The sequence below is a fragment of the Sphingobium yanoikuyae genome (genome assembly GCF_013001025.1).
GTDB classification, from domain to species: domain Bacteria; phylum Pseudomonadota; class Alphaproteobacteria; order Sphingomonadales; family Sphingomonadaceae; genus Sphingobium; species Sphingobium yanoikuyae_A.
The window spans coordinates 354,077-380,635 of the sequence record NZ_CP053021.1; the positions used below are offsets into that span (position 1 = coordinate 354,077).

General features: G+C 65.5%; 27 protein-coding genes. 7 read left to right on the forward strand and 20 right to left on the reverse strand.

Going from position 1 to position 26,559, the window contains the following annotated elements:
• Positions 1 to 150 precede the first annotated feature (150 nt).
• From HH800_RS01920 to HH800_RS01935, 4 genes are all read right to left on the reverse strand, one after another.
• On the reverse strand, positions 151 to 1,287 hold the full coding sequence (locus HH800_RS01920; RefSeq protein WP_169860029.1) for an alkaline phosphatase: 1,137 nt from the start codon (positions 1,285 to 1,287) through the stop codon (positions 151 to 153).
• Positions 1,288 to 1,301: 14 nt separating this feature from the next.
• Positions 1,302 to 4,193, reverse strand: a complete 2,892-nt coding sequence (locus HH800_RS01925) for a TonB-dependent receptor (RefSeq protein WP_169860030.1) — start codon at positions 4,191 to 4,193, stop codon at positions 1,302 to 1,304.
• An 84-nt stretch (positions 4,194 to 4,277) separates the two neighbouring features.
• Entirely contained in the window at positions 4,278 to 5,225 is a 948-nt protein-coding gene (locus HH800_RS01930) for a FecR family protein (protein ID WP_235682001.1), read from the reverse strand.
• Positions 5,207 to 5,713 (reverse strand): RNA polymerase sigma factor, encoded by a 507-nt coding sequence (locus HH800_RS01935; protein WP_097384324.1) that lies wholly within the window; start codon positions 5,711 to 5,713, stop codon positions 5,207 to 5,209. The genes HH800_RS01930 and HH800_RS01935 overlap by 19 nt, the downstream gene beginning before the upstream one ends.
• A 198-nt stretch (positions 5,714 to 5,911) precedes the next feature.
• Between HH800_RS01935 and HH800_RS01940 the strand changes: the two genes are divergently transcribed.
• The gene (locus HH800_RS01940) at positions 5,912 to 6,679 is read left to right on the forward strand and encodes a hypothetical protein (RefSeq protein ID WP_235682002.1); all 768 of its coding nucleotides are present in this window, start codon (positions 5,912 to 5,914) and stop codon (positions 6,677 to 6,679) included.
• 66 nt (positions 6,680 to 6,745) lie between these two features.
• On the opposite strand, the gene HH800_RS28970 is transcribed toward HH800_RS01940, so the two are convergent.
• Together HH800_RS28970 and HH800_RS01950 are read right to left on the reverse strand one after the other, a co-directional pair.
• Positions 6,746 to 6,901: a hypothetical protein gene (locus HH800_RS28970; protein ID WP_235682003.1), complete on the reverse strand. Its 156-nt coding sequence runs from the start codon at positions 6,899 to 6,901 to the stop codon at positions 6,746 to 6,748.
• 110 nt (positions 6,902 to 7,011) lie between these two features.
• Complete coding sequence (locus HH800_RS01950) at positions 7,012 to 8,007, reverse strand: LacI family DNA-binding transcriptional regulator (protein ID WP_004208225.1); 996 nt, start codon at positions 8,005 to 8,007, stop codon at positions 7,012 to 7,014.
• 85 nt (positions 8,008 to 8,092) lie between these two features.
• Between HH800_RS01950 and HH800_RS01955 the strand changes: the two genes are divergently transcribed.
• The 6 genes from HH800_RS01955 (at position 8,093) to HH800_RS01980 (ending at position 14,099) form a co-directional block, all read left to right on the forward strand.
• Positions 8,093 to 8,293 carry a DUF4169 family protein gene (locus tag HH800_RS01955; RefSeq protein ID WP_169860031.1) on the forward strand — a complete coding sequence of 67 codons (201 nt, stop codon included), beginning with the start codon at positions 8,093 to 8,095 and terminating at the stop codon, positions 8,291 to 8,293.
• 161 nt (positions 8,294 to 8,454) lie between these two features.
• Positions 8,455 to 9,459 carry a hypothetical protein gene (locus HH800_RS01960; protein WP_169859716.1) on the forward strand — a complete coding sequence of 335 codons (1,005 nt, stop codon included), beginning with the start codon at positions 8,455 to 8,457 and terminating at the stop codon, positions 9,457 to 9,459.
• 292 nt (positions 9,460 to 9,751) lie between these two features.
• The gene (locus HH800_RS01965) at positions 9,752 to 10,972 is read left to right on the forward strand and encodes an argininosuccinate synthase (RefSeq protein ID WP_037507659.1); all 1,221 of its coding nucleotides are present in this window, start codon (positions 9,752 to 9,754) and stop codon (positions 10,970 to 10,972) included.
• A gap of 226 nt (positions 10,973 to 11,198) precedes the next feature.
• On the forward strand, positions 11,199 to 11,870 hold the full coding sequence (locus tag HH800_RS01970) for an EF-hand domain-containing protein (protein WP_169860032.1): 672 nt from the start codon (positions 11,199 to 11,201) through the stop codon (positions 11,868 to 11,870).
• 139 nt (positions 11,871 to 12,009) lie between these two features.
• On the forward strand, positions 12,010 to 12,729 hold the full coding sequence (locus HH800_RS01975; protein WP_010338343.1) for a response regulator: 720 nt from the start codon (positions 12,010 to 12,012) through the stop codon (positions 12,727 to 12,729).
• Positions 12,726 to 14,099 carry a sensor histidine kinase gene (locus HH800_RS01980; protein ID WP_169860033.1) on the forward strand — a complete coding sequence of 458 codons (1,374 nt, stop codon included), beginning with the start codon at positions 12,726 to 12,728 and terminating at the stop codon, positions 14,097 to 14,099. Before HH800_RS01975 ends, HH800_RS01980 begins: the two co-directional genes overlap by 4 nt.
• Positions 14,100 to 14,205: 106 nt before the next feature.
• Here HH800_RS01980 and proP read toward each other — a convergent pair whose 3' ends face one another.
• The 14 genes from proP to flgB all read right to left on the reverse strand — a co-directional run bounded on the left by proP (position 14,206) and on the right by flgB (position 26,438).
• Complete coding sequence (proP, locus tag HH800_RS01985) at positions 14,206 to 15,753, reverse strand: glycine betaine/L-proline transporter ProP (protein ID WP_206379191.1); 1,548 nt, start codon at positions 15,751 to 15,753, stop codon at positions 14,206 to 14,208.
• 348 nt (positions 15,754 to 16,101) lie between these two features.
• Positions 16,102 to 17,157 (reverse strand): flagellar motor protein MotB, encoded by a 1,056-nt coding sequence (locus HH800_RS01990; RefSeq protein WP_037507664.1) that lies wholly within the window; start codon positions 17,155 to 17,157, stop codon positions 16,102 to 16,104.
• Between the two features lie 3 nt (positions 17,158 to 17,160).
• On the reverse strand, positions 17,161 to 18,024 hold the full coding sequence (motA, locus tag HH800_RS01995) for a flagellar motor stator protein MotA (RefSeq protein ID WP_010338868.1): 864 nt from the start codon (positions 18,022 to 18,024) through the stop codon (positions 17,161 to 17,163).
• Positions 18,025 to 18,147: 123 nt separating this feature from the next.
• On the reverse strand, positions 18,148 to 18,993 hold the full coding sequence (locus HH800_RS02000; RefSeq protein ID WP_004208215.1) for a flagellin: 846 nt from the start codon (positions 18,991 to 18,993) through the stop codon (positions 18,148 to 18,150).
• Between the two features lie 17 nt (positions 18,994 to 19,010).
• The gene (gene flgK, locus HH800_RS02005; protein ID WP_169860035.1) at positions 19,011 to 20,351 is read right to left on the reverse strand and encodes a flagellar hook-associated protein FlgK; all 1,341 of its coding nucleotides are present in this window, start codon (positions 20,349 to 20,351) and stop codon (positions 19,011 to 19,013) included.
• Positions 20,348 to 20,692 (reverse strand): rod-binding protein, encoded by a 345-nt coding sequence (locus HH800_RS02010; protein ID WP_004208213.1) that lies wholly within the window; start codon positions 20,690 to 20,692, stop codon positions 20,348 to 20,350. Before HH800_RS02010 ends, flgK begins: the two co-directional genes overlap by 4 nt.
• Positions 20,692 to 21,807, reverse strand: a complete 1,116-nt coding sequence (locus tag HH800_RS02015) for a flagellar basal body P-ring protein FlgI (RefSeq protein ID WP_004208212.1) — start codon at positions 21,805 to 21,807, stop codon at positions 20,692 to 20,694. Before HH800_RS02015 ends, HH800_RS02010 begins: the two co-directional genes overlap by 1 nt.
• A complete protein-coding gene (locus HH800_RS02020) occupies positions 21,807 to 22,487 on the reverse strand; it encodes a flagellar basal body L-ring protein FlgH (protein WP_004208211.1) in 681 nt (226 codons plus the stop codon). The genes HH800_RS02015 and HH800_RS02020 overlap by 1 nt, the downstream gene beginning before the upstream one ends.
• Before the next feature lie 8 nt (positions 22,488 to 22,495).
• Positions 22,496 to 23,284, reverse strand: coding sequence for a flagellar basal-body rod protein FlgG (flgG, locus tag HH800_RS02025; RefSeq protein ID WP_010338863.1), 789 nt, complete (start codon positions 23,282 to 23,284; stop codon positions 22,496 to 22,498).
• Positions 23,285 to 23,352: 68 nt separating this feature from the next.
• Complete coding sequence (locus HH800_RS02030; protein WP_169860036.1) at positions 23,353 to 24,096, reverse strand: flagellar basal body rod protein FlgF; 744 nt, start codon at positions 24,094 to 24,096, stop codon at positions 23,353 to 23,355.
• Between the two features lie 24 nt (positions 24,097 to 24,120).
• Positions 24,121 to 24,966 (reverse strand): flagellar hook-basal body complex protein, encoded by an 846-nt coding sequence (locus HH800_RS02035; protein WP_125997871.1) that lies wholly within the window; start codon positions 24,964 to 24,966, stop codon positions 24,121 to 24,123.
• 34 nt (positions 24,967 to 25,000) lie between these two features.
• Complete coding sequence (locus HH800_RS02040; protein ID WP_010338861.1) at positions 25,001 to 25,660, reverse strand: flagellar hook assembly protein FlgD; 660 nt, start codon at positions 25,658 to 25,660, stop codon at positions 25,001 to 25,003.
• Positions 25,657 to 26,067: a flagellar basal body rod protein FlgC gene (gene flgC / locus HH800_RS02045; protein ID WP_004208206.1), complete on the reverse strand. Its 411-nt coding sequence runs from the start codon at positions 26,065 to 26,067 to the stop codon at positions 25,657 to 25,659. Before flgC ends, HH800_RS02040 begins: the two co-directional genes overlap by 4 nt.
• 2 nt (positions 26,068 to 26,069) lie before the next feature.
• Positions 26,070 to 26,438 carry a flagellar basal body rod protein FlgB gene (gene flgB / locus HH800_RS02050; protein WP_004208205.1) on the reverse strand — a complete coding sequence of 123 codons (369 nt, stop codon included), beginning with the start codon at positions 26,436 to 26,438 and terminating at the stop codon, positions 26,070 to 26,072.
• Positions 26,439 to 26,559 lie beyond the last annotated feature (121 nt).

Consider the following 26,559-nt stretch of genomic DNA (forward strand, 5'->3'; position numbering starts at 1 on the left):
CCAGTGAGAACCGGCGAAGTCTATCGGCGCGATTTAACGAGCATGTATGTTAGCGGCCGATCCCCGCTACCCGCTCCAGTCCGTCATCCCCGACATATCAGCGGCACCGCAGCTTGATCCGCAGGATCGGGGCGGGCGCCGCTGCGGCCTTCAATCCTCCTTCGTCCAGCCCATCGCCTTCAGCATCACGTCGAACAGGCGGGTGTTGGCGAAGAAGCCATGGACCTGATCGGCGCCCGGCCCGGCGGCGGCGGCGATCACTTCCTCGCCGGTGTGATTGTCCTCGACGCCGATGATCGCATTGCTGGCGACCGTTGCCCCCGGCTTGGCGGCGGCGGCTGCATATTGCTGGGCCATCGGCGCTTCGCGCTTGCCGCTGGTCATGCGCAGGCCGAAACTATGGTCGGCGGTGAACAGGATCAGCGTATCCTTGCCCGCGATCGCGCTCACCCGGCGGATCATCTCGTCCATCTCGATCACATGCTTCAGGCCATTTTCCGGCTTGTCGGTGTGCATGTCCCATTCGACCATCAGGAAATAGCCCTTGGGATTGCGGGCAAGCTGGCCGATCGTCGCCTCGACCGCCGGGATAGGGGCATAATCGGCATCGCGCAGCACCGCCGCCCGGCCGCTATCCTTCACCAGTGCCGGATCGTCCCCGAACCGATAGCCCGCCCTGGCGAAGGCCGCTTGGGGCGTGGTGCCGTCCTTGGCGAAGGACGCGACCGCATCGGCCTGCCCCTTGCCGATCAATATGTCGACGCCATTGCCGAAGCGGGGCGCCAGCATCTGGCGGAAAATCTGGTCCTTGTCCTTGCGCGTGGCGACATGGGCGAAGCAGGCCGCCGGGGTCGCATCCCAGATCGGCATGTTGGTGACGACGCCGGTGGAAAGGCCGCGCTGCTCGGCATATTCCAGGAAGCTCTTGACCGGGGTGATCGCGCCATCGGCCGCCGGCAACGCGGAGATCATGCCGCTGTTGGTCTTGTGCCCGGTCATGATCGCGCTCATGCCCGCCGCCGAATCCGTCACCCAATTGTCGAGTGCCGACGTGTCGGACAGGCCGACATGGGGCATGGACTGGATGAACAGCGACTGCGGCCGGTCATGCGCCATGATGCCCGCAGCGTTCAGCGTCGGCACGCCGCCGGCGTCGCCCAGGAACAGGATGATGTTGCGCGCCCGCTGCGGCGCGGCCCCATCCTTTGCCTTGTCCTGGGCCTGCGCCGGAGCGGCGGCGAGCATTGCGCCCGCCGCCAGCATGATCCCGATCGATCGCATCGTCATTGCCGTCCTTCCGTTCAGAAACGGGCGCGCACGCCGGCCATCAGCGTGGTCCCATAATCGGTGTAGCCCGCGAAGCGATCGTCCCGGACATATTGCCACTGGACGCCGCCGGCCACGTTGATGCCCTGCACCACGAATGTGACATTGGGCGTGACCTTGTAGGAAATGTCGAAGTCCAGGCTGCCGAACGCCGCGTCGTTATTGGCGGCCAGCCCCGCACCGCCGACATCGCGCAGCACCTTGCCGCGCCAGCTATAGCTGGCCCGCGCGCCGACCGGCCCCTTTTCGTAGAAGGCGGTCAGGTTGAAGCTGTCGCCGGCCACGTCGGTCAGGTCGTCGCGGAAGGTGGTGCCGTCGGACAGGGCATAGGTGCCCTTGCTCTTGGTATGGGTGTAATTGGCCTGGAAACCCAGGCCATCGAACGGCGCCGGCAGCATCTTGAACAGTTGCTGATAGGCGATCTCGATCCCCGCGACATAGGCATTGCCGCCATTTTGCGGCGCGGTCAGGCGATAGATCTGGCCGTCCAGGTCGAAATTGCGGGTCTGCTGGAAGACGAAGGTCGTGATGTCCTTGTAGAAGGCACCACCGATCAGCGCGCTACCCGGCGCGAAATACCATTCGACCGTGCCGTCATATTGCCAGGCTTCGAACGGTCGCAGTTCGGGATTGCCGCCCACCGCCGTCAGCACGGTCGGGTTGGAATTGATCGTCAGGCGCGGCGCCAGGTCGGCCAGCGACGGCCGGGTGATGACCTTGGACGCGGCCAGATGCATCTGCAGGTTCGACGTGAACTCCGCGACCAGGTTGAGCGAGGGAAGAAAATTCCCGTAATTGCGCTCGTAGCTGACCGGCAGCGCCGCGCTGCCATTGTCGGCATAGCCCGACGATGTCTGGCGGGTATGGGCGTAGCGCAGGCCTGCGTCGCCCCGGATGGTCATACCGCCCAGCGGCAGGCTGAACTCCGCCATGCCATAGCCGCCGATGATCCGTTCATCGATGGCATAGCTGTTGCGCCGGTCGCCACGGGTCAGTGGCGCGTCCAGCAGCGCCTCCTTGCCGGTCGCCGCGTCCCAGAAACGGTCGGGATCGGGCATGACCCAGCTGGTGGGCAGATTGCCGCCCACGCCGCTCAGGAAATCATCGACCGGGAAGGCCTCGAAATAGCTGTCGTCGAAGCGCTGGCCGGCGATGCCGCTGGTGAAGTTGATGTCGCGACGGTTATAGGTCCGGTCGCGCTTTTCATATTTGGCGCCGAAGCGCAGCGCCTGCACCACGCCGCTCAGCTCGCGCGTCACGTCGAAGGTCGCGGCCCGCTGGCGATCGAGCGAGTCATTGACGCGATATTCGATCCGGCGACCGGGCAAGGTGGTCGATTGCGTCAGGTCGGCGGTCAGGAACTCCAGGTTCGGCAAGCGCTCGCCCACCTTGCCATAGTCGAACGCGACCTGGCCCACGCTGCCGAGCAGGCGGGTGCGATAGATGGGCGTGGGCGTATTGGAATAGGCCCGGCCCAGGCTCGCATCGGCAGCCAGCGTCCAGCCATTGGCGGACCATTTGGCGTTCGCGCCGATCAGCCAATTCTCATATTCCAGCCGCGACGTCTCGCGCCCGATCTGGGTCGATGTGTTGACGGTCGCGGCAGTCAGCACGCCATTTTCGATCACCGCCGTGCCCGGCACGATCGCGCCCGGCGTGGTCGCGGAAAAATCGGTCGAATAGGTCAGCTCGTAATAATCAATGTTGAGCCGGCTCCACAGGCCGTCGACATTCAGCTCGAACCGGTCGTCGGGCTTCCACTGGATCGCGCCATTGAGGCCGATGCGGTCGCGATTCTCGCGCTCCAGCGTCGGGCGCGTGCTGGTCGGCACCAATATGGTGTCGCTGTCCAACGTGCCGTCGCCATCCGCATCGATCCGCCCGTCGGCCCAGCCGACGCCGGTGACGCGGTCCTGCCGCGTGGTGCGCTCGTCATAGACCGCCGCGATCAGCGCGCCGAACGTGCCCTCGTCATTGACCCAGCTGGCCATGCCCGACAGGCGCGGATCGACCGTGTCGGCCAGGCGCGGCGAACTGGCAGTGGCGGACAGCGCCAGCACCGGCTTCTTGAGGTCGATCGGGCGGAAGGTCTGCAAATTGACGATGCCGCCGATGCCACCTTCGGCCAGGTCCGCGCGCGGGCTCTTGATGACTTCCACCGCCGACATGAGTTCGGATGGCAGCGTGTCGAAGCGGAACTGGCGCCCGCTCTGGCCGCTGTCGCGCACATTCTCGTTCACCGCGGCCGAGCGGCCATTGAGCGTAACGACCTGGAAATTGGCGCCCAGGCCGCGGATGCGGACGAACACGCCCTCGCCGCGATCACGCACGATCGACACGCCGGGCACGCGCTGCAGCGCTTCGGCGATGTTCTGGGCGGGGAATTTGCCGATATCCTCGGCCTTCACCACGTCGACGACGTTGGTCGCCTTGCGCTTTTCGGCCAGCGCGCCGGACAGGCTGGCGGCATAGCCGGTGACGATGATGTCGGGCGCGACTTCGGCGCCACCCACCGCGACCGTCTCCTGCGGCTCAGCCGGCGCCGCCACGATCAGCAGCGCGCCATTGCCCTGCCGCCGTACCGCCAGCGGCTTGCCCTGGATCAGCCGTTCGACCGCCGCCATGGCGTCCATCCGGCCGCTTAGCGACGGGCCGCTCATCCCGGCCACCAGCTGCGGCGCGAACAAGATGTCGGTGCCGGTCTGGCGGGCCAGCGCTTCCAGCGCGGTCCCCAGCGGCTGCGCGGCGATCTGGACGGTCGCCTGGCGCTGCTGCGCCTGGGCCGGAACCGCGCAGAAGGCGGCAAGAGCGGCGCCCAGCACCAGAGAGCGGCGCAAAGTGCGCGAAGAAGAAACGGTCACGATCATCCCCCGTGGACAGCGGCAGAAGGCGCCGCGCCTCCCCGACGCGCCAGCGGGATTTTACCCCACCCCGGCATCGGCCATTTTTTTTCAGCCGCCCAGCAGCACCCGGTCGTCCACCTGGCGGACGGGCACGGACAGCAATTGCGACAGCGCCTGGCCCAGCGCGACATTGTCGCCCATCCGGTACATGCCGCTCACCCGCAGCGCGGCGGTGGCAGGATCGGCGATCACCAGCCGGGTCAGGCTGTAGCGATTGGCCTCCGCCGCCACCGCATCCAGCCGGTCGTCATGAAAGGCCGCCCGCCCGCTCAGCCAGGCCTGGGTGGTTTCGACATCGGGCCGATCGAGCTGCACGACATTGGCGGCATCGGTGCGGATGCGCTGCCCGGCCGACAGGCTGCGTTGCCCGCCGGCGACCGCGACATCGGCCTGTCCCGCCAGCGCCGTCATCGCCAGTCGGTCATCGCTGTCGCGCCGCACATCGAACCGGCCGCTACCGGCGACGAAACGTCCCCGGCCGGCATCGATCGCAAAGGGCACGGCGGATGGCTTCACCGTCAGCGCGACGCGCCCGCGTTCCAGCCACAGCCGCCGCCGGCTGGCGCTCGCCAGCACGCGGACATCGGTATCGGTATCCAGGAATAGCGCTGATCCTTCCGGCAGGGTCAGCCGTCGCTGCTCGCCGATGGCGGTGCGATAGCGGGTGCCCGCCATTGCCGTCTGCATGATCGCCATGCCACCGCCGCCCACCACCAAAGTGCCGGCGCAGGCCGCCATCATCCGTCGGCGCGACAGGGGGCGTGCGGATGCCGGTGCAGGGCGCACCGCCGCGTCGGTGCCGGGCACCAGCGCCCAGATATCGGTCGCCCGCTCGAAATCGGCCGCATGCGCAGGGTCGGCGGCGATCCAGGCGCGAAAGGCCTGCTCGTCGTCCACCGTCCGTTCGTCCGCATTCAGCCTTGCAATCCACTCGGCGGCGGTCCGGGCCATGGGGCGCTCACCGGGCATGTCGGGGCTCACCAATCCTTCGTCCATTCGCCAAGGAAGCTCATTGCCCTGGCCATATGCTTCTCGACCGCGCTCTGGCTGATGTCCAGCCGTTCGGCAATTTCGCGATATTTGAGATTGTCGATCCGCTGCAGCAGGAACACCTCGCGGGTGCGTGGCGGCAGCCTGTCGATCCCTTCCGACACCCGTCGCAGCCGCGCCTGCGCCATCAGCGCCTCGTCCTGCAACGGCGCGCCGTCGCGCAGCAATGCCAGCGCATCCTCGCCGCTCGCCGGCCCGCGCACCTTTTCCCGCCGATAGCTGTCCCTCGCCCGGTTGACCGCCGCGCGGACCAGAAAGGCTTCCTCATTGTCGGGCCGTTCGGGCCGGGCCGCCATGCGGACATAGGCATCGTGCAACAGATCCTCGCTGTCGGAACGCCGCGTCATCCGCTCGACCTGCGCCAGCAGCCCGGCCCAGCCGGTCCATAGCCGCCGCGGCGCCCGCAGCGCCTGTTCAGAAGGATGCTCGCTCATGCGACCGGCCGCTTAGCGGGCGCTGCGGTCAGTTTGATGACCAAGGCATTTCAATTGGATGACGCTGCGATCTTGTGACTTGCCGACGTGAACACGGGGGATTGTCCGAAGCGCTGCAAGCGGCAATATGCCGTCTTGCTGGACATGGCGCCCCCGCGCGCCGCATGTCCGATCTGACGAAAGGGGCAAGGCCGGGCGATGGATAGGGTGGAGAATGCGGCGGCAATTGACCGGATCATCGAAAGCTGTCGCGCACTCTGCCTGGATGTGCGCTGGCATGATGTCTACGCGCTGGCGACCTCGGTGGAACTGGAGGAGGTCAATCCCGCGCTGTTGCGGATGAAGGTCACGGCCGCCTGCGCCCTTAACGACAAGACGCTGCTTGCTGCACTCGCACCGGAAATCATCGACCTGCCGGATGACCATGCGCTTTTCTATCCGTTGGTCGGACAGATACAGCGCAGCGGCCATGGCGATATTGGGGCCGACATGCTGCTGGCGCGCGCCAATGCGGCGGCCGATCCGCGCTATGCCGTTTTCCTGCGCCGCGCGATCAGCCTCAATCGTGGTGACGAGGCGCGCACGGCCACGCTGGAGGCCGCGCTCAATGCCGCGACAAATGGCGGCTGGGACATGAAGGGCGAACCCTCGTCCCATCATTTTCCCGCGCCGCTGCCGGCCCTGATGGGGCCGCCGGTGCAGATCGTTCCCGCGCCGGGCGTGGATCGCCAGCATATCGACCGGCTGACGGGCGACACCGCGAAATTCCTCGCCAGGATGCGGAAGCCCGCGCCCGGCTATGTCGTCGAAGAAGCTTTCCGCCATTTCCGATGCCGACTTGCCGTCCCGCGACCGGGTATAATCGTCCCGCTTCCACTCTTCCCAGCGCACCTGGCCAAACTCGCGGGTCCAGTAGGTCCGCTCCATCTGCCGCGCGTCAAGCCGGATGGATCGACCTGCGAATAGGGGGGAGCAATATGGTGTTCAGTCGCTTGCCCGAACTGTAAGTGAAATCGCCCCTGGTCCACAGCGTCAGGACTTTCGAAGGATAATCGTCGGGGCATCGCCCCGATATTGCCACAGGATATTGTCGCGGATCGTCCGCCGGGCGCCGCAGTCCACAGCGTACTGGGGCACCGCCTTGGTCAGGTGATAGGGCATCCGGTCCGCCGACGTCAGGGCGCGCATGAACGATAGGGGATAGGGGCGCGAATGAGCATGACGGCCCGCGCCGCTTTCGGTTCCCTGCGCCGGGGCGGACGGATTTTTCGCTGGCAATGCCGGGCCTTGCCTTCGTTTTACGGTGTCGCCGCTCCCGTGCTGCCGCGCGCGACCAGCGAGAAGGTGAAGCGCGGCGGTTCGCCCGGACCGTTGATCAGCGCGTCGATCGCGGCGCGGCCCATATGGTCCAGCGGCTGGCGCACCGTGGTCAGCGGCGGCCAACTGGTACGGCTCGCGGGCGTATCGTCGAACCCGGCCACCGACAGGTCCTCGGGCACGCGCAGGCCCAGGTCATGCGCCAGCGTCAGCACGCCCAGCGCCATCGGATCGTTGGTCGCAAAGATCGCGGTCGGCCGGTCGTCCCGCTGCAACAGCGCTTCCGCGCAGGCGATGCCGGACGCGAAATCGAAACTGCCCTGCATGAACAGGCTGTCGTCGATCGGCAGGCCGGCCGCCGCCATCCCCTCGCGAAAGCCCTCGACGCGCTGCAGCGCCGCCTTGTGGGTCGGGGGCGGGGTGATCACCGCGATCCGCTTATGGCCCAATGACGCCAGATGATCGGCCACCATCCGCCCGGCGGCATGTTCGGGGGTCGGCATGTTGATGCCACCCCTGGATGCGTCCGCCGTGCCGGCGATCCGCGCGCAGGGCAGGTTCATTTCCGCCAGTCGGTCAAGCAGCAGCGCATCGTCGGACAGCGGCGGCACCAGGAACACGCCGTCCGGGCGCAGCGCCGCGACCAGCCGGTCCAGCACTTCGATCCGCTCCTCGCCACCGTCGGAAATCGGCTCCACCACCAGATGATAGCCAAGGTCGCGGCAGCGCGCCGCCGCGCCCGACTGGATGCCGCCGGTATAGGCGGGGGCAGGGTTGCTATAGAGATAGGCGATCATGAAGGACCGGCCACCGGCCAGCCGCCGCGCCGACTGGTTGGGGCGATATCCCAGCTGCTCGATCGCCGCGTTCACCCGCTCGCGCAGTTCGTCGCTGACATTCGGCGCCTTGTTGACAACGCGGGACACCGTCTTGATCGAGACTTTGGCGAGGGCGGCGACGTCATGGATGCTGGGCATGATTTTCCTGTATGGCCGGGCCGAAGGCGACTGGTGCTGCCCCGGATCTTTGTGGCACTATTCCCCATAGGACCAAGGATGGAAGATGAGCAACGTCATTAATTTTCGTCTGGCGCGCAAGGCCAGGGATCGGGCCGACAAGGCGCAGGCGGCAGACAGCAATCGCGCCAAGTTCGGCCGGACCAAGGCACAGAAACTTGCCGACCAGCAAGAAGAACGTCGAAAGACGGCTCTACTGGATGGTGCACGTCTTGAGCGCAAGGAAGAGTCCGGCGACGATATCTGATGCTGTGAAGTCATGATATAAATCTGTTGTTCATATTCGGAATGAACATCCGTTCATGTTTAGGAGGCGTTTTTCAATTCATCGATATTGAAAAACAGATCGTCCCGCATTTGACGATATGTTTGAGGCCAATGGAGATGGTCGGCGGTTGATCTATCGCTATGACCAAGAATATTCGATCCATCCGTCCCGCCTCGGCCGCGATCGCCGCTGTCCTGGCATTGTCCGCAACGCCCCTGTTCGCGCAAGAGGTGATGACGCCCCCGCCGGCCGCGCCCGCAACGGCGCCGACCGCGCCGGTCGACATCGCTCCTGCGGCGCCGGCGGCAGAGTCCGCACCCGCAGCGCCTGCCACACCGGCTGCTACCCCGGCGGCGCCGGTCTTCGCGCCCAGCCAGCCGGTCGTGCAACAGACACCGCCGACCCCGGAGCCGCAGGCTGAAGCGCCCGCCGCGCAGGAAAGCCGCGCTGCCCCGGCCGCGCCGGCGCCGCGCCGCGCGGAAGTCCGCCAGTCTGAACCTGCTTCTGAACCTACCCCGGCACCTGCTCCGACCCCGGTCGCGGCTGAACGTACCGAAGCGCCGGCACCCGTAGCCCCGGCCGCAACGCCGGCTCCGGAACCCGCCGCCGTCACCCCGGTTGCCGAACCGGCCCCGGCTGCCGCGCCGGCCGAACAGCCTTCGGCCCTCATCGATCCGGCGCTGCTGCTGGCGCTGGGTGGTGGTTCATTGCTGCTGGTCGGCCTTGGCGCCACCGCCATCGTTCGACGCCGCCGTCAGCGTGTCGAAGCCGAGCGTGAAGCGATCGCGCCGATCGAGGCTGGTCCGGCCCCGGCACCGATGCCGCTGGCACCCGCTGCTCCGGCTGCTGCTCCGATTGCCGTGCGCACGCCGCTGGCCGCCACGACGGCACCCACCAGCGATGTTGACGCGATGGTCGCCGCTGCTCCCAGCCGCGACAATCCCTTCCTGACCCAGCGCAACCGCCGTCGCCGCGCCCATTTCCTGCTCGCCCAGCGGCAGGCGCTCCGCACGGCCGATCCGGTCGCCCGCGCCGCACCGGTGGCAACCCCGGCCAGCGCCGCGGCGACCGATCGCAGCCAGACCGTCTATCGCTTCGGCAGCGACCGCGCCCGCCCGGGCCTGTTCAAGCCGCGCACCAGCTGATCGGCGCTCCGCGTTGAAGGAGAAGGGGACGGTGGCCCGCCATCGTCCCCTTTGTCTTGCCTGTCCTACAACCATGTCTTCCTGATAGAAGTGCGGGGCAGGGGAGGACATCGCCCTTTCCGATAGGATCAGCATCCAGCAAGATTATGTCAAAATCTGCGGGAAATATGGGAAGTTAAGGCCCGCAGCTTCCAACAGGCACCCCCGAGCTGTTGCGCTTGCCCGTCCCGCCTGTTACCGGCGCGCGGTCTATATCCCACGCCATTATTGGCCTGCAGAAGAGTCGCCCACCATGTCCGACAAGATCAATCGTATCGTCCTCGCCTTTTCGGGCGGCCTCGACACCAGCGTGATCCTGAAATGGCTGCAGCAGACCTATCAGTGCGAAGTCGTCACCTTCACCGCCGATCTCGGCCAGGGCGAGGAACTGGAACCCGCCCGTGCCAAGGCCCGCCTGATGGGCGTCAAGGAAGAGCATATCTTCATCGACGACCTGCGCGAGGAATTCGTGAAGGATTATGTCTTCCCGATGATGCGCGGCAATGCGCTCTATGAAGGCCTCTATTTGCTCGGCACCTCGATCGCCCGTCCGTTGATCGCCAAGCGCCAGATCGAGATCGCCAAGAAGCTGGGCGCCGACGCCGTCAGCCATGGCGCGACCGGCAAGGGCAATGACCAGGTCCGTTTCGAGCTGGGCTATTACGCCCTGCAGCCCGACATCAAGGTGATCGCGCCCTGGCGCGAGTGGGATCTGACCAGCCGCACCAAGCTGATCGAATTCGCCGAACAGCACCAGATCCCGATCCCGCGCGACAAGCGTGGCGAAAGCCCCTTCTCGACCGACGCGAACATGCTGCACACCTCGTCCGAGGGTAAGGTGCTGGAGGATCCGTGGGAGGAAACCCCCGACTTCGTCTATTCGCGCACGGTGAACCCGGAAGACGCGCCCGACGCGCCCGAATATATCACGGTCGATTTCGAGCGTGGTGACGGCGTCGCGATCAACGGCATCGCCATGTCGCCCGCGACCCTGCTCGAAACCCTCAACGAATATGGCCGCAAGCATGGCATCGGCCGTCTCGACCTGGTCGAGAACCGCTTCGTGGGCATGAAGTCGCGCGGCATGTATGAAACGCCGGGCGGCACCATCTATCACCTCGCCCATCGCGGCATCGAGCAGATCACGCTCGACCGTGGCGCTGCGCACCTCAAGGATGAGCTAGCCCCCAAATATGCCGAGCTGATCTATAACGGCTTCTGGTTCTCGCCCGAGCGCGAGATGCTCCAGGCCGCAATCGATCACAGCCAGGAAAAGGTGACCGGCACGGTCCGCCTCAAGCTCTACAAGGGCGGCGTCTATGTCGTCGGCCGCAAGTCGCCCTACACGCTCTACAGCGAGAAGGTCGTGACCTTCGAGGACGACGCCGGCGCCTATGACCAGCGCGACGCGGCGGGCTTCATCAAATTGAATGCGCTCCGCCTGCGCCTACTGGGTCGCCGCGACGGTCTTTGATTTAGCGCGGCACCGGCCCGCGCCCCCACCCGACCTCCCATCCAGGATATACTGTGGGAGGCCGGGTGGGGGTGCGGGCCGGTGCGGTTCTCAAACAAAGACTCCCGATACAAATTGCGACAAACTATTGGGTGACATGACAAAGTTGCGGGACAAGTCTTGCCGATAAGCGACGTCAAGGATGGTCGACACGCCATCCACGACTGAACTTGGAAGGAAAGACCCAATGCTCCGCAAATTCTTCACCACCGTCGCGGTTGGTTCGCTGTTCGTCGGCGGTCTGGCGGCGTCGCACCTCGCTTTCGCGCAGGATGGTGGTCCGGGGCCGCGCGGCATGCGCGGTGGCCCGATGATGATGGCCGACGCCAACAAGGACGGCACCATCACCAAGGCGGAACTGACCGCCTCGCTTGAAGCCCGGTTCGCCCAGCTCGACGCCAACAAGGATGGCAAGCTGACCAAGGAGGATCGTGACATCCGCCGCCAGCAGCGTCTGGACGAACGCTTCGCCGCGCTCGACACCGACAAGAATGGCCAGATCAGCAAGGCCGAATATCAGGCCGGTCATCAGCCGCGCGCCGATCGCGGCCCGCAAGCCGGCAAGCCCGGCGGCCCCGACGGCAAGCGCTGGGGCGGGCGTGGCCATGGCGGTCCCGGCCGCGGCATGATGCACCGGGGCCCCGGCTTCGGTGATGCCGACAAGGACGGCACCATGACCAAGGCCGAATTTATGGCTGGCCCGCTCGCCATGTTCGACAAGGCCGACGCCAACAAGGATGGCAAGGTCACGGCCGAGGAAATGAAGGCCGCCCGCCAGGCGATGCGTGGTCCGGGTCGCGGACATGATCGTGGTCCGGGCCGTGGCGCCGACCAGGCGCCGCCGCCGCCGGCCAACTGATCGGCTGACAGCGCCGACGATCCGGAGCGGGGCTTTTCCCCCTAGCGCCCCGCTCCAGTCGATCGTCCCAAGGGGGAAGGGCGAAGGTTCCCCTGCCTTCGCCCTTCCAACCCGTCCCCCGGCATGACAGACAGGCACCATGAGCGAACGTCCCCATCTCCTGCTCGTCGATGACGAGCGATCGATCCGCGAGCCGCTGGCCCAATATCTCTCCCGCAACGGCTTCCGCGTGACCGCGGTCGAGAATGCGGCGGAGGCGCGGCTGCGCCTGGCCGCCAATGCCATCGATCTCGTCATCCTCGACATCATGATGCCCGGAGAAGACGGCCTGTCGCTGTGCCGCCATATCCGCGAGACCAGCGAGATTCCGGTGATCCTGCTCACCGCCCGCTCCGAAGAAACCGACCGCATCGTCGGTCTGGAAATGGGCGCCGACGATTATGTGCTCAAACCCTTTTCGCCGCGCGAACTGGTCGCCCGCATCAAGGTGATCTTCCGCCGCGTCGCCACCGGCGGTCAGCGCGTCACCGCGCCCGACGGCGCCACCTATGCCTTTGCCGGCTGGCTCTTGAAGACGCAGGAACGCACCCTGGTCGATGCCGAAGGTGTGTCGCTGCCGCTCTCGACCGCCGAATATAATCTGATGCTCGCCTTCGCGACCCGGCCCAATCAGGTGCTGAGCCGCGACCAACTGCTCGACATCACCCAGGGGCGTGAGGCCAACGCCTTCGACCGGGCGATCGACAACCAGATCAGCCGCCTGCGCAAGAAGATCGAGCCCGACGCCAAGAACCCCACGCTGATCAAGACCGTCTGGGGCGGCGGCTACACCCTGTCGGCGGAGGTCCGCAAACTGTGAAGCAACTGCGTCTCTGGCCGCAAAGCCTGGTCGGACAGATCATCGTCCTGGTCGCGATCGCGCTGTTCGTGGCGCAAGCGATCAATTTCGGCCTGCTGCTGCGCGAGCGCAATCGGGTCGAACTGACCAGCCAGACCGCACCGCTGGTCTATCGCGTCATCAACGCGCTCGACACCAGGCCGGATCGCGTGCCCGACCGCGATCATCCGCGCGCCAATCAGGATCGCGACCGGCGCAATATCGACTTCCTCGCCAGCCGCCCGACGCTGAGTGGCAAGCCGCGTCCCGATGTCGCAGCCCGCGCCGGCGCGATGTTCGACGATATCGGCCTCACCGTCCGCACGATAGAGGCGGCGGAGGACAGCCGCATCATGCCGCTGCGCCGCTGGGAACAGATACGCAGCCGCGCCACGGGGGAGGCGCCGCGCGACCATCGCGTCGGCCGGCTCACCCTCGCGGTCGAATATGAACCGGGCAAATGGCTGACGACCGAGGCCCGCATCGGCAGCCGCCCGCCGCGCTTCGGCGGCTGGCTGGTGGCCCAGACGCTGATCCTCTATGTCATCGTCCTCATTCCGCTGCTCTGGATGGGCCGCCGCTTCGCGCGCCCGCTCAAGCAACTGACCGGCTCCGCCCGCCAGTTCGCGAAGACCGGCTCGGCCGATCCGGTCGAGGAAAGCGGGCCGGGGGACGTGCGCCAGCTCACCACCGCCTTCAACGCCATGCGCGCGCGCATCATCGCCATGCTGGACGAGAAGGACCGGATGCTGGGCGCCATCGGCCATGATCTGCGCACCCCGCTCGCCTCGCTGCGGGTCCGCACCGAATCCGTCGATGACGAGGGCGAGCGCGCCCGCATGTCCGAAACGATCGAGGAAATGAACCGGATGCTCGACGACATCCTCTCGCTCGCCCGCGCCGGCCGCAGCAGCGAGACGGCGCAGAAGGTCGACCTGACCTCGCTTGCCGATGCCGTCGTGGAGGATTTCATCGAACTGGGGTCGCCGGTGGACATGATCGACAGCGATCGCGCCGTCGCCTTCGTCCGCGCCCAGCAGATCCGCCGCGCGCTGCGCAACCTCATAGAAAACGCGATCGTCTATGGCGACCGCGCCCATGTCAGCGTCCAGCATCAGGACGGCATGATCCGCATCATCGTTGCCGACGAAGGCCCCGGCATTGCCGAGGACAAGATGGGCGAAATGATGGAGCCCTTCACCCGGCTCGAAGGATCGCGCAACCGCGAGACCGGCGGCGCTGGCCTGGGCCTGGCCCTGGTCCGCGCGATCATGGCCGAACATGGCGGCGCGCTCCAGCTCGCAAACCGCCCCGGTGGCGGCCTCGAAGCCAGCCTCGTCCTCCCGGCCTGATGGCCATTCCCATTCCTCCCCAAGTGCGCTTGGGGAGGGGGACCGCTCGCATAGCGAGTGGTGGAGGGGCACAGGCCCGATGGCGCAGCGTGGGAAAGTGCTGGCCCTAGCTCGCCAGCGGCCGGATCATGCCCGGCGTCTCGGCCGTCACGGGCGCCACCGGCGGCAGGTCGGGCAGCGCCTTGTCCACCGTCACCGGCTCGCCGCTTTCGACCAGCGCGATCGCCTCGGCCTCATTCGCCACCGCCGGCGGCGATCCGCGCAGCGGCATGCCGGCCGTCTCGCGCACCGTCAGCATGGTCAGCAGGCCGATCAGTGCCGCACCCATCAGATAATAGGCCGGCACCAGCGGATCGCCGGTCTTCTGCACCAGCCAGGCGGTGATCAGCGGCGTCGTGCCGCCGAACAGCGAGACCGAGATGTTGAACGCGATCGACAGCGCGCTGTAGCGCACCGGCGTATAGAAGAGCGCGGGCAGGGTGGAGGGCATGGAACTGGTGAAGCAGACCAGCGCAATCCCCAGCAGCATCAGCCCCAGGAAGATCAGCGCGTCATTGCCCGTGCCGATCAGCAGCATGCACGGCACCGACAACAGCATCAGCGCGACGCAGGCGCCGATGATCATCGGCCGCCGGCCCAGCCGGTCGCTGAACAGCCCGCCCACGACATTGAGCGGCATCATCACCAGCATCACGATGATGATCAGCAGCAGCCCCTTGGTCTCGGCATAGCCCATGGTGACGCTGAGATAATTGGGCATGTAGGTCAGCAGCATATAGTCGGTGACGTTGAACACCAGCACCAGCCCGACGCATTTGAGCAACTGCCGCCAATGGACGCGGAACAAGGTGCCAAGCCCCGGCCGCTCGCTTTCGCGCGCGTCGATCTGTTCGCTATAGGCCTGGAATGCCGGCGTCTCCTCCAGCTTCAGCCGCATATAGAGGCCGAGCAGGCCCAGCGGCCCGGCGACCAGGAAGGGAATGCGCCAGCCCCAGTCGAGCATCTGCGTCTCGCTCAGCGACATCTGCAGGGCGGTGACGGTGCCGGCGCCGGCGATATAGCCGCCCAGCGTCCCGAACTCCAGCCAGCTGCCCATCAGACCGCGCTTCCGGTCGGTCGAATATTCCGCGATGAAGGTCGCCGCGCCGCCATATTCGCCGCCGGTCGAAAAGCCCTGCACCAGCCGCGCGGCCAGCAGCATCAGCGGCGCACCGATGCCGATCTGCGCATAGGAGGGGATGAGGCCGATGGAAAAGGTGCCGACTGCCATCAGGATCATGGTCATCGCCAATATCTTGTGCCGGCCATAGCGATCGCCCAGCGGTCCGAACACCAGTCCGCCCAGCGGCCGGACCAGAAAGGCGACGGTGAAGGTGGCGAAGGTCGCGATCAGCTGCAGCGCCGGATCGCTGGACGGGAAAAAGACATGGCCCAGCGTAACGGCGATATAGCCGTAAACGCCGAAATCGAACCATTCCATCGCATTGCCGAGCGCCGCGGCGCCAACGGCGCGGTTCAGCAGGGACCGGTCGACGACGGTGACATCATCGACTTCCAGGTCGCGGCGGCGCTTGAACCAGCCGAAATGGGTGTGGCGCGCGGCATGCGCGGCAGATGTGGACACATTAATCTCCCGGCCCGTCCAGGCGGGCACGCGGGGCGCGCCTCACAGCCATCGGACAGGCAATGTCGGCCGATAATCAGGGCCTTGGAACGTTGCGACGCCGCATGGGGCATCAAGCGAGGAGCGGCCCATATAGGCAATCGCCCACAAAAAGGTGCAACAAAGGGGCAGGCCGTGCCCGCACGGGGGTGAGCCGACCCTGGCCTGTCCTATTGGCGCATCATGGCTTATGCTGCGTCGCGATGGGATTTCGGCCAGACATGACGAAGCAGGGGTTGGAAACAAGATTTCCAACCCCTGCATCAAAATTGCCGAATATGCGGGAAATATGGGAAGTTAAGGCGGCGATTTCCTATTTTGCCGCCCCGACTGTCCGCCTCAATGCTTGCCCGGCTTGGACGATGTCCCGGCCGCCGTCGGGTTGATCAGTGCCGCGCCGCTGGGCAGGCCGGTGCCGCCCATGTCCAGCTTCTGCGCCTGTTCCCGCGCGACCCGCTGCGGATCGTCCCGCTCCTTGATCGCCGCCTGGGTTTCGGGATCCTGCGCGTCATCCTCGTCGGCCGAGGCATTGCCGCCACGGGTCCAGCCCAGGATGACGGACATGCGCCGGTTGCGCGGATCATAGGCGTCGGTCTTCACGAACGGCTCGCGATCGGCGACCCCCTCGATCCGGGCGAAGCGGGCATTGGGAATGCCGGTTTCGGCGAGCGCCTTGCGGGTCGATTCCGCACGGGCCGACGACAGCATCCAGTTGTTCATGCTCCGGCCCGATGCATAGGGCAGGCCATCGGTATGGCCGCGCACGATCAGCGGGTTGGGCATGGTCGCCAGTGCGTCCGCGACTTCGGCGATCAGCGCCTTGGCTTCGGGCAGCAACTGGTCGGTGCCCGACCGGAACATCGCGAAGTCGGCCTCGTCGATCAGGTCGATGCGCAGCCCTTCGCGGGTTTCGGTGAAGCGGACATTCTTGCGCAGCCGGGCCAGGCCCTTCTTGGACATGCGGTCCTCAAGCTGCTTCTTGATATTCTCGAACTTCTGCCGGTCGGCCGCGCGCAATGCCTTGCCGCCCTGGTCCTTGGTGCCGGTGGCATCGCGCGGGATGGTGATGGCCAGATTGCCCTGACCGCCGGTGGTCGGGTAATTTTCCTTCGCCATCAGGCTGTCGCCGCCGAACATGCCGGTGGACCCTGCAGAATTCATCTTCAGCTCGACCAGTGTCGGGGTGAAATAGTCGGCCAGCGCCTTGCGCTGCTTTTCGGTGGTCGCACCCAGCAGCCACATCAGCAGGAAGAAGGCCATCATCGCCGTCACGAAGTCGGCATAGGCCACCTTCCAGGCGCCGCCATGATGGCCGCCATGACCATCGACGATGATCTTCTTGACGATGATCGGCCGGGGTTCGGGCTCGTTCGCGCCGCGCTTCTTCTCCGCCATGGCTTATTTGTTCCGCATGCCGTCGAACACTTCGGCAAAGCCGGGCTGGTTCGCATGGATCAGGCTGGAACGGGCGGCCTCGATCACCAGCGGCTGCGGATGGCCGTGCAGCGAGGCGATGATGATCTGCTTGACGACATGATAGATGGCGCCGTCCTGCTCGATCACCGCGCGGCAGCGATTGGCGAAGGGATTGACCATGCCATAGGCGAGCAACACGCCCAGGAAGGTGCCGACCAGCGCCGAGCCGATCATCGCACCCAGCACAGAAGGCGGCTGGTCGATCGATCCCATGGTCTTCACCACGCCCAGCACCGCGGCGACGATGCCGAGGGCCGGAAGGGCGTCGGCCAAGCCCTGGAGATTGTCGGCGGGCTTGAGCGCTTCATGATGATGGGTCTTGAGGCTGTTATCCATCACTTCCTCGACCGCATGCGGATCGAGCGTGCCGGACGACACCACGACCAGGCGCAGCGTGTCGCTGATCAGGTGGATCAGCGTCTTGTCCTTCATCAGCTTGGGATATTCGCCGAAGATGGGCGAGGTGCCCGGATCCTCGATATGCGGCTCCAGCGCCACCGGGCCTTCGACGCGCAGCGTCTTCATCAGCTTGCTGACCAGGAAGATGCAGTCCAGAAAGTCCTGCTTCTTGTACTGCGGTCCCTTGAACACCTTGCCCAGGCCGCCGCCCAGCGCCTTCAGGTCGGAACCCGAATTGCCGATGATCAGGGCGCCGACTGCCGCGCCGCCGATGATGATCATTTCGTGGGGCAGGGCGTGCAGCACCGGTCCGATGTCGCCGCCGGTGAAGATGAACCCACCGAAGACCATGCCCAAAAGCACGACAAGGCCGATGATTGCAAACATGTTGATCCCCGAAAATGCGCCTGGAGGCGGTGGCTCCGTCGGCGCCCCGTGGCGCCAGTCCCTTTCTGGTTAATACGGACTGGTTACCGTCCCCTTTAGGACGGTGACGCTTTTTCGCCGCCTTTAACTGATCAGGTCGAACAGGGTCTGCTGGTTGATCCGCGCAAAGGCGGACTGGGCCGCCTCCAGCTGCAGCAGCTGCGCCTTCACGTTCGAAATGACCGTGGTCAGATCGGCCGATTCCAGCGTGTCGCGTCGTTCCGACAGGTTGATGTCGACATCGGTCAGACGCGTGCCGATCACGTCCAGCCGGTCGGCGCGCACGCCCTGCTTGGCGCGCTCCACCACGACCCGGTTCTGGCCGATCTGGATCGCATCCAGCGAGCTGGCGAGGTCGGTGTCATTGCCGCCCTCGACCGCGTCGATCGCCTTGCCCAAGATATCGTCCAGCGACATCGATGTGCCGTTGACGTCGATATTCTCGGAAATTTCCTGCTTGGTGCCGACCACTGCCAGGTTGAGGCCGCGGCTCACCGGCACCAGCACGCTCTGGCCGTCGTCGAATACCGACACGCCCTGATAATCCTTCTGGTTCAGCAATTCGCCGACCGTGGTGCGGATCGTCTTCAATTCCTCGGCGATGGCGGCGGCGCTGGTGTCGTTCAGTGCGCCATTGCGCGCCGAGGTCACCAGTTCCTGCGCCCGCGTCATCAGATTGTTGATTTCTTCCAGATTGGCTTCGGCATTGCCGGCGCGGGTCGTGCCATAGCTGACATTGGTCTGCCAGGCCGACTGCTGCGCCTGGGCGCGGCCGATGTCGGACACCTGGACCCAGGCAAGCGCGTCGTCCGACGGCTTGTTCAGGGTGATGCCGGTCGAAATCGAGGTCTGTCCGTCGACGATGCTCTGCGACAATTGCTGTTGCCGACGGATTTCGGCGAGCATGATCTTGTTGGTGATGCCTACCATGTCTCAGCGTCCTTCCGTCACATGATCTGCAGGATCGAATCGACCGTGTCCTTGGCGACCTGCAGGATCTTGGCGCAGCCCGAATAGGCCTGCTGGATCCGCAGCAGGTCTGCCGCCTCCATGTCGAGATCGACCCCGCTTACCGCTTCGCGCGCGGCGACCGCCTGGTCGCTGCGGCTCTGGGCCGTGGTCTTTTCCGCCGTGCTGGCGGTCAGCAGATTGGCGTTGCTGGTGATCAGGGTCGTCCAGCCCTGTTCGACGCTGCCGCTGGCGCGCAGGGTCGATGATACCGTCAGCAGATTGCCGTTCAGCGTGCCGTCGGCGGACTTGGTCGCGAGAGCGTCCGGCTCCACGTCCAGCGCGACCAGCGTCGCGGCGCTGCCACCATAGGACAGCAGCGGCACGCCGCTGGCGCCGGTATCGGTATAGCCCTGCGCATGCCACTCATTGACGTCGGTGGCGAACTGCTCGGCCAGCGTGTCGAGGCTGGCACGGCGTTCGGCGGTGGTGTCGGCCGATGCGAACAGCCCGCCCAGCGTGCCGTTGGACGGAGCGGCGAGTGCCGTGCCGTCGGACAGGGCCAGCGACAGGCGGCCATCGGTGGCGGACGCCGTCACCGCGACCGACGCGGCGGTGTCGCCCGATACCAAAGTGGTGCCGTTATAGCTGACCTCGGCGCTGTCATGCGCGCCGAAGCTGATCGTCACATTCAGGTTGGAAGACAGCGTCTGCAGCGCGGAATCGCGACTGTCGAGCAACTGGGCATAGGCCGACGTGCCCGGCTGCGCGCGCAGCAGGCTGTTGTTGATCGCGGCCAGCGACGACAATTGCTGGTTGATCGTCTGGGCCGATGCCTGCGCCTCGGTATTGATGCCGGTCGATATGGTTTCCAGGTCGGCGGCGGTCTGGCGGAAGGATTCGGCGACGCGGCCAATGCTGTCCAGCGTGGTGACGCGCAGCGACGTGTCGCTGGGGCTGGCCGCCAGCTTGTCCAGATTCTGGTACATCGTCGTCATCAGCTGGCCGACGCCGGTGGCGGTGTCATTGAGCGCGGTTTCGATGTCGGTCTGCCAGCGCACGCGTGCGTTCGCGCTGCCCAGCGCCATGGCAGTGATGCGCACCGACGCATCCAGATAGGGGTCGGTGCCGCGATTGATGCTGGCGACCTGGGTGCCGCCGAAATTCGCCTTGGCGACATAGGTCGCCATGGTCGCGGTCGACGATCCCGATTCCACCGTCGTCACCGACCGGCGGGCATAGCCGTCGGTGCTGGCATTGGCGATATTCTCGGAAATGGCGGCCATCGCCGTGCGATAGGCCTTGGTGCCCGACGCACCGATGATGAACAGGTCGCTCATGCGCCCTCAGCCGTGGTTGCCGTGCCGGTCGCGGCCGTGCTGCCGGTCTGGGCCGGGCTGTCGTCCTTCACGCGGGCACCGAACTGGTGCATCAGCAGTTCGGCGATGCCCATCGCGCCCTTGGTCGACATGGCGTCGGCGGTGCGCGCATCGGCCATGTCCTGGAATTGCTGGGTCGCGCTCGAATCGGTGATGCCCTCGGCCAGGCTGGCCGATCGCATTGCGCCGATCATCTGGCGCAGGAACACCGCTTCGAACTGCTGCGCCGCCTTCTGCAGCGCAGCCTTGGTCTCGAAGGGGTTGGATGTGCCGCTTGCCGCGGTTGCGTTCGATACCTGCATCACAACACCACCAGTTCCGCTTTCATCGCGCCCGCCTGTTTCAGCGCCTCAAGGATCGCGACCATGTCCGCCGGGGATGCCCCGATGGCGTTGACCGCCTTGACTATATCGGCCAGCGACGCCCCACCTTTAAAATTGACCATCGGTTTTTTCTGTTCGTCGATGCTGATGTTCGACGATTGCTCGACGGCGGTCTGGCCCTGGCTGAACGGCGCGGGCTGAACCACGCGCGGGCTTTCATTGACGCTGACGGTCAATTTGCCATGGGCGACGGCGGCCGGATGGATCTTCACCGCGCCGTTGATGACGACGGTGCCGGTGCGGGCGTTGACGATCACGCGGGCCGGGGCATCGGCGGGTGTGATCTCGATATTCTCGATCATGCCCATCATCAGGATGCGTTCCTCGGCACCCGGCGTCGCGTCGATCGCGACCGACACGGCATCCATCGCGCGGGCGCGGCGATCGCCGAAGGTCTTGTTGATGCCATCGGCCACGCGCAGGGCGGTGGTGAGGTCGGCTTCGGACAGGTTGAAGGTCAGGGTCGGCGCGGTGTCGAAGCCGGTGGCAACCGCACGCTCGACCGTCGCCCCTTCGGGTATACGGCCGGCCGACGGGATGTTCACCGACACCTGGCTGCCATCGGCACCGGACACGCCCAGGCCGCCGACGGCCAGATTGCCCTGCGCCATCGCATAGATTTCGTTATCGGCGCCGCGCAGCGGCGTCATGATCAGCGTGCCGCCACGCAGCGACTTGGCCTTGCCCATCGCCGACACGGTGACGTCCAGCCGCTGGCCGGGCTTGGAAAAGGCGGGCAGGTCGGCCGTCACCAGCACGGCGGCGGCGTTCTTCAGCGCCGGGTTGACGCCGGCGGGCAGGGTCAGGCCAAAGCGCGAGACCACGCCCTTCATGCCCTGCACCGTATATTCGATGCTGTCGTCGCCGGTGCCAGCCAGGCCCACGACGATGCCATAGCCGGTCAGCTGGTTGGGACGGACGCCCTGGAAGGTGCCCAGATCCTTGACGCGTTCGGCATGGGCCGGCGCGGCGATCAGCGCCAGCAGCGGCAGGAGGAAGCGGAACAGGCGTGTCATGGCGGTCCGGGTCTCCATCAGAAGGGGCTGATCATCGAGAAGAAGCGCTGCAGCCAGCCCTGGCGGCTGGCGCGGGCGATCTCGCCCTTGCCGGTATAGATGATCTTGGCGTCGGCCACGCGGGTCGACAGGATGCGGTTGTCCGGGCCGATATCGGCCTGGCGGACCAGGCCGCTGATCTGGATGAACTCGTCGCCGCGATTGAGCGTCAGTGCCTTCTCGCCCTTCACCAGCATGGTGCCGTTGGGATAGGCGGCTGCGACCGTCACGGTGATCTCGCCGTTCAGCGCGTTCGACTGGGTCGCCGCGCCCTTGCCGGTGAACGTGTTGTTGCCACCCATAGCGATGTCGCTGGACGAGAAGAGCTTGGACAGCGGGCCGGTGGTCGGCGGGTTGAGGCCGATCGAGCCGCTGCGGTTGGTGTCCGCGCTGTTGCTCTTGGTTGCCTGGGTCCGTTCGACCAGCACGATGGTGATGATGTCGCCGACATTGCCGGCGCGCGCGCCGCTGGTCAGCGGCGTGTAGCCGGTCGATACCTGGAAGATCGAGCCATTGGCCTGTGGGGCCTGCGGCTGGGCGATGACGGTCGGTGCATAATATTCGCGCTCGACCTCGCGCTTCTTCTTTGCAGCAAAGGCGGGCGACGCGGCCATGGAGACCATGGCGAGGGCGACGAGCGAAGTGGAGAGCGCGCGCATCAGTCAGCTCACATATTCTGGTTGGCGTATTGGAGCATTTCGTCCGTCGCCTTGATCATCTTGGAATTGACCTCATAGGCGCGCTGGGTCTCGATCATGTCGACCAGTTCCTCGACGATGTTGACGTTCGAGGTTTCCAGATTGCCCGAGCGGATGAGACCGCGACCTTCCAGCCCCGCGGTGCCGACCTGCGGCGTGCCGCTGGCGGCGGTTTCGACCAGCAGATTGCCGCCGATCGACTGAAGGCCTGCCGGGTTCATGAAGCTCGCCAGCTCGATCTGGCCCAACTGGGTCGGTTCGCTTTCCCCCTGCAGCGTCGCCGACACGGTGCCGTCGTTGCCGACGGTGACCGACGTCGCGCCCTGCGGCACGGTGATCTGCGGGATCAGCGGCAGGCCGTCGCTGGTGACGACGGTGCCTTCGGCGGTAACGCTGAAATTGCCGGCACGGGTATAGGCGGTCGAACCGTCGGCCTGCTGCACCTGGAAATAGCCCGATCCCTCGATCGCCATGTCCAGCGCATTGCCGGTTTCCTGCAACGTGCCCTGCGTGTTGATCTTGCTCGTGCCCTGCAACGAGACACCCGAACCCAGATTGAGGCCGGTGGCGAACTTGTTCTGGCTGTCGCTGTTGGCGCCGGCGGCGACTATCTGCTGATAGGCCAGCGTCTCGAAGTCGGCCCGGTCCTTCTTGAAGCCGGTCGTGTTGACGTTCGCCAGGTTGTTGGCGATCACGCGCATCTTCGTGTTCTGCGCGTCAAGGCCGGTGCGGGCGACATGAAGGGCGGCGTTGGTCATCGTTCAATCTCCGTGCGGCTCCCCGAAGGGATGCTCATGCGTCGTTCACAGCAAGATGCGTGCCAAAATTAACCATCCAGTTTCATGAGCGATGCGCCGCCGTCGTCCATCTGCTTGGCGGTATCGATCATCTTGATCTGGGTTTCCCAGGCGCGGCTGGCCTCGATCATCTGGACCAGCGCGGCGGTGGCGTTGACGTTCGATCCTTCCAGCGATCCCGATGTGACGGTCGCGATCGGATCTTCGGGCAGGGCGCCGCCATTCACTTCGCGGAACAGCCCGTCTGTGCCCTTGGCGATGCTGGAACCGGCGGCATTGACCAGCTTCAGCTTGTCGATCTGCTGCGGATTGGCCGGATCGCCGCCCTGGGGCACGCCCCAGATGCTGCCATCCTGGGCGATCGACACGCTGTCCATCTGGGGCAGGGTGATCGGGCCGCCCTGGCCCAGCACGGCCAGGCCGTCGCCGGTGGTCAGCAGGCCGCTGTCATTGACCTTAAGGTCGCCACGGCGCGTATAGGCTTCCTGTCCGTCCGGGGCCTGAACGGCGAGCAGTGCGTCGCCGTTCATTGCCACGTCCAGCGGATTGCCGGTTTCGGTGACCGCCCCCTGCGCCATGTCGGCGGCGATCACCTGTTCGGAGGCCTGGGCCCGGGTATCGAAGGTATCGCCCTTGATCCAGCGCGTCTCGGCATTGGCGATTTCGGCACGAAAGCCGACCGTGTTGGCGTTCGCGAGATTGTTCGCGATCGACGCCTGGCGGGCCATCGCACCGCGCATCGCGGTCAGTGCCGTGTTGACGAGCCGGTCCATGGGCTACCCCTTCTACCCTAAGCCTTAGCTACGGATGTTGACGATGGTGGTGGTCAGCGTGTTGGCCGCCTCGATCGCCTTCGAGTTCGCCTGGAAGTTGCGCTGGGCAGCGATCAGCTGGACCAGTTCGTCGGTGATGTCGACGTTGGAACGTTCCAGCGAGCCCGAGTTGACGGCGCCGAACATGCCCTGGTTGGGCGTGCCGATGATCGCGTTGCCGCTTTCCACGGTCGAGGTCCAGTGCGCGTCGCCCTGCTGGCGCAGGCCTTCCAGGCTGTTGAACGATGCCATGGCGACCTGGCCCAGATAGACGGTCGAACCGTCGGCATAGATGGCCGACACCAGGCCGTCCTTGCCCACGCCCACGCTGGTCAGCTGCGCGCCATCGGCTTCGCCCTTGTAGGTGGTCGGGATCTGCAGGTCGGTCAGGTCGTTGGGCGTCGTCGAATTGGTCGGCGGCGTCGTGATCTCGCCGGTGTCGGGATCGACCGCGAATACCTGGATGCGCGACCCGGTGGTGTCGACGGCATAGCGGTCATTGTCGACCGAGAAGGCACCGTTGCGGGTATAGCTGATCGTGCCGTCTTCGCCCTTCACGGTGAAGAAGCCTTCGCCCGAGATCGCCATATCCAGCGTCTTGTCGGTGGTTTCGATCGTGCCCTGGGTGAACTGCTGGGTGATGCCCTGCACACGCACGCCCTGGCCGGCGACCTGGTGGGTGGTCTGCATCGGCGCAGCGGCGAAGATGTCGCCGAACTGGGCCTTGCTCTTCTTGAAGGCGGTCGAGTTCACGTTGGCGACATTGTTCGAGACGGCGGACAGGTCGGCCTGTGCGCCCTTGAGGCCGGAAAGCGAAACATAGAAGGACATGGCGTAGCTCCTTGGGTGAAAAGGATGGGTGAAATTACATCAGGCTGATCGCGTCGGTCGGGGCGAAGCTGCCGAGCGCCGTGATCAGTTTGGAGGAGGAACCGTCAGCGGGTGACTGGACGGCGGCGATGGTGGCCCAGGTCGCGACCTGGCTGGTGGTGCCGCCATTGACCTTGACCTGCAGGGCGGAGGAGGAAACGGTTTCGCCCGCATCATCCTTGCCGTCCCAGTAGAAGGCGACTTCGCCGGCGCTTTGCGCGCCCAGGTCGATCGACTTGACGACATTGCCGTCTCCATCGACCAGGTCGACGCTGACGGCATCGCTGGCGCCGCTCAGCGTAATCTGGCCGGCATAATAGCCGCTGGAATCGGGCACCGCGACATTGCTCTGAACCAGCATCGACTTGCCGATCCAGCTGGCTGCATCGCCAAGCCGCGTGCCGCTCAGTTCCGAAGCCAGCGATTTCAGCGACTGGTTCATTTCGGCGATGCCGGTCGACTGGGTGATGGTCGCCATCTGCGACACCATCTCGGTATTGTCGACCGGTTCGAACGGATCCTGATACTGCATCTGCGCGGTCAGCAGCGTCAGGAAGCTCGACTGATCCATGGTCGCGCTGCCCGTGCCGACATTGGCATTCGGGTTGTAGACCGAAAGGCCTGCGCTATCGGTGACGGTAGACGTCGTCGTCATTTGCCGATCCTTATGGTTTCGAGCATCAGGGATTTGGCGGTGTTGAGCACCTGCACATTATTCTGGTACATGCGGGCGGTCTCGATCATGTCGACCATCTCCGCATTGCTATCGACTGCCGATTCCCAGACATCGCCATTGGCATCGGCCAGCGGATGATTGGGGTCGTGGCGCTTGGTTGGTTCCGCATTGGTGGTCACGACATTGGCGACCTTGACCGTCGATACGCCGGGGCTGTCGGTAACCGACTGGAAAACCGGCTTGATCGCGCGATAGGCTTCGGCGGCGCTGCCGGTGACATTGCCGGCATTGGCCATGTTCGATGCGGTGGCGTTCAGACGCACCAGCTGCGCGCTCATGGCGCGGCCGGCGATGTCGAACACATTCATGGGGCCTGAACCGCTCATGCTCATTCTCCCTTCAGCGCGCGGTTGATGGTGTTGATGCGGCCCTCCAGGAAGGAGAGGGTGGTGCGATATTTCACCGCATTTTCCGCAAACAGGGTCTGTTCGGTGCTCAGTTCGACGGTGTTGCCGTCAAGGCTGGGCTGCAACGGCACACGATAGCCCATGGCATCGTCCACTGCCTGGCCGACATCGGCCGGGCCGCGGTCGCTCTGGGCGGTCGCTTCCTTGAGCGCGGCATCGAAATCGATGTCGCGCGCCTTGTAGTTGGGGGTCGAAGCGTTCGCGATGTTCGACGCGAGCAGGGACAGGCGCTGCGAGCGAAGCGCCAGCGCCTTTCCGTGGATCCCGAACAAACCGTCTTCCAGCGACATTTCCCGTCAGTCCCTTTTTGCCCTTCCGGGCCTAAAGCTTTCGATCGTCCCGCCGTTCTCCTGCCTGATGGCGTTCGATGCGAGCGATCCAGCCGGATATCCGCAAGGACCGTGCCAATTT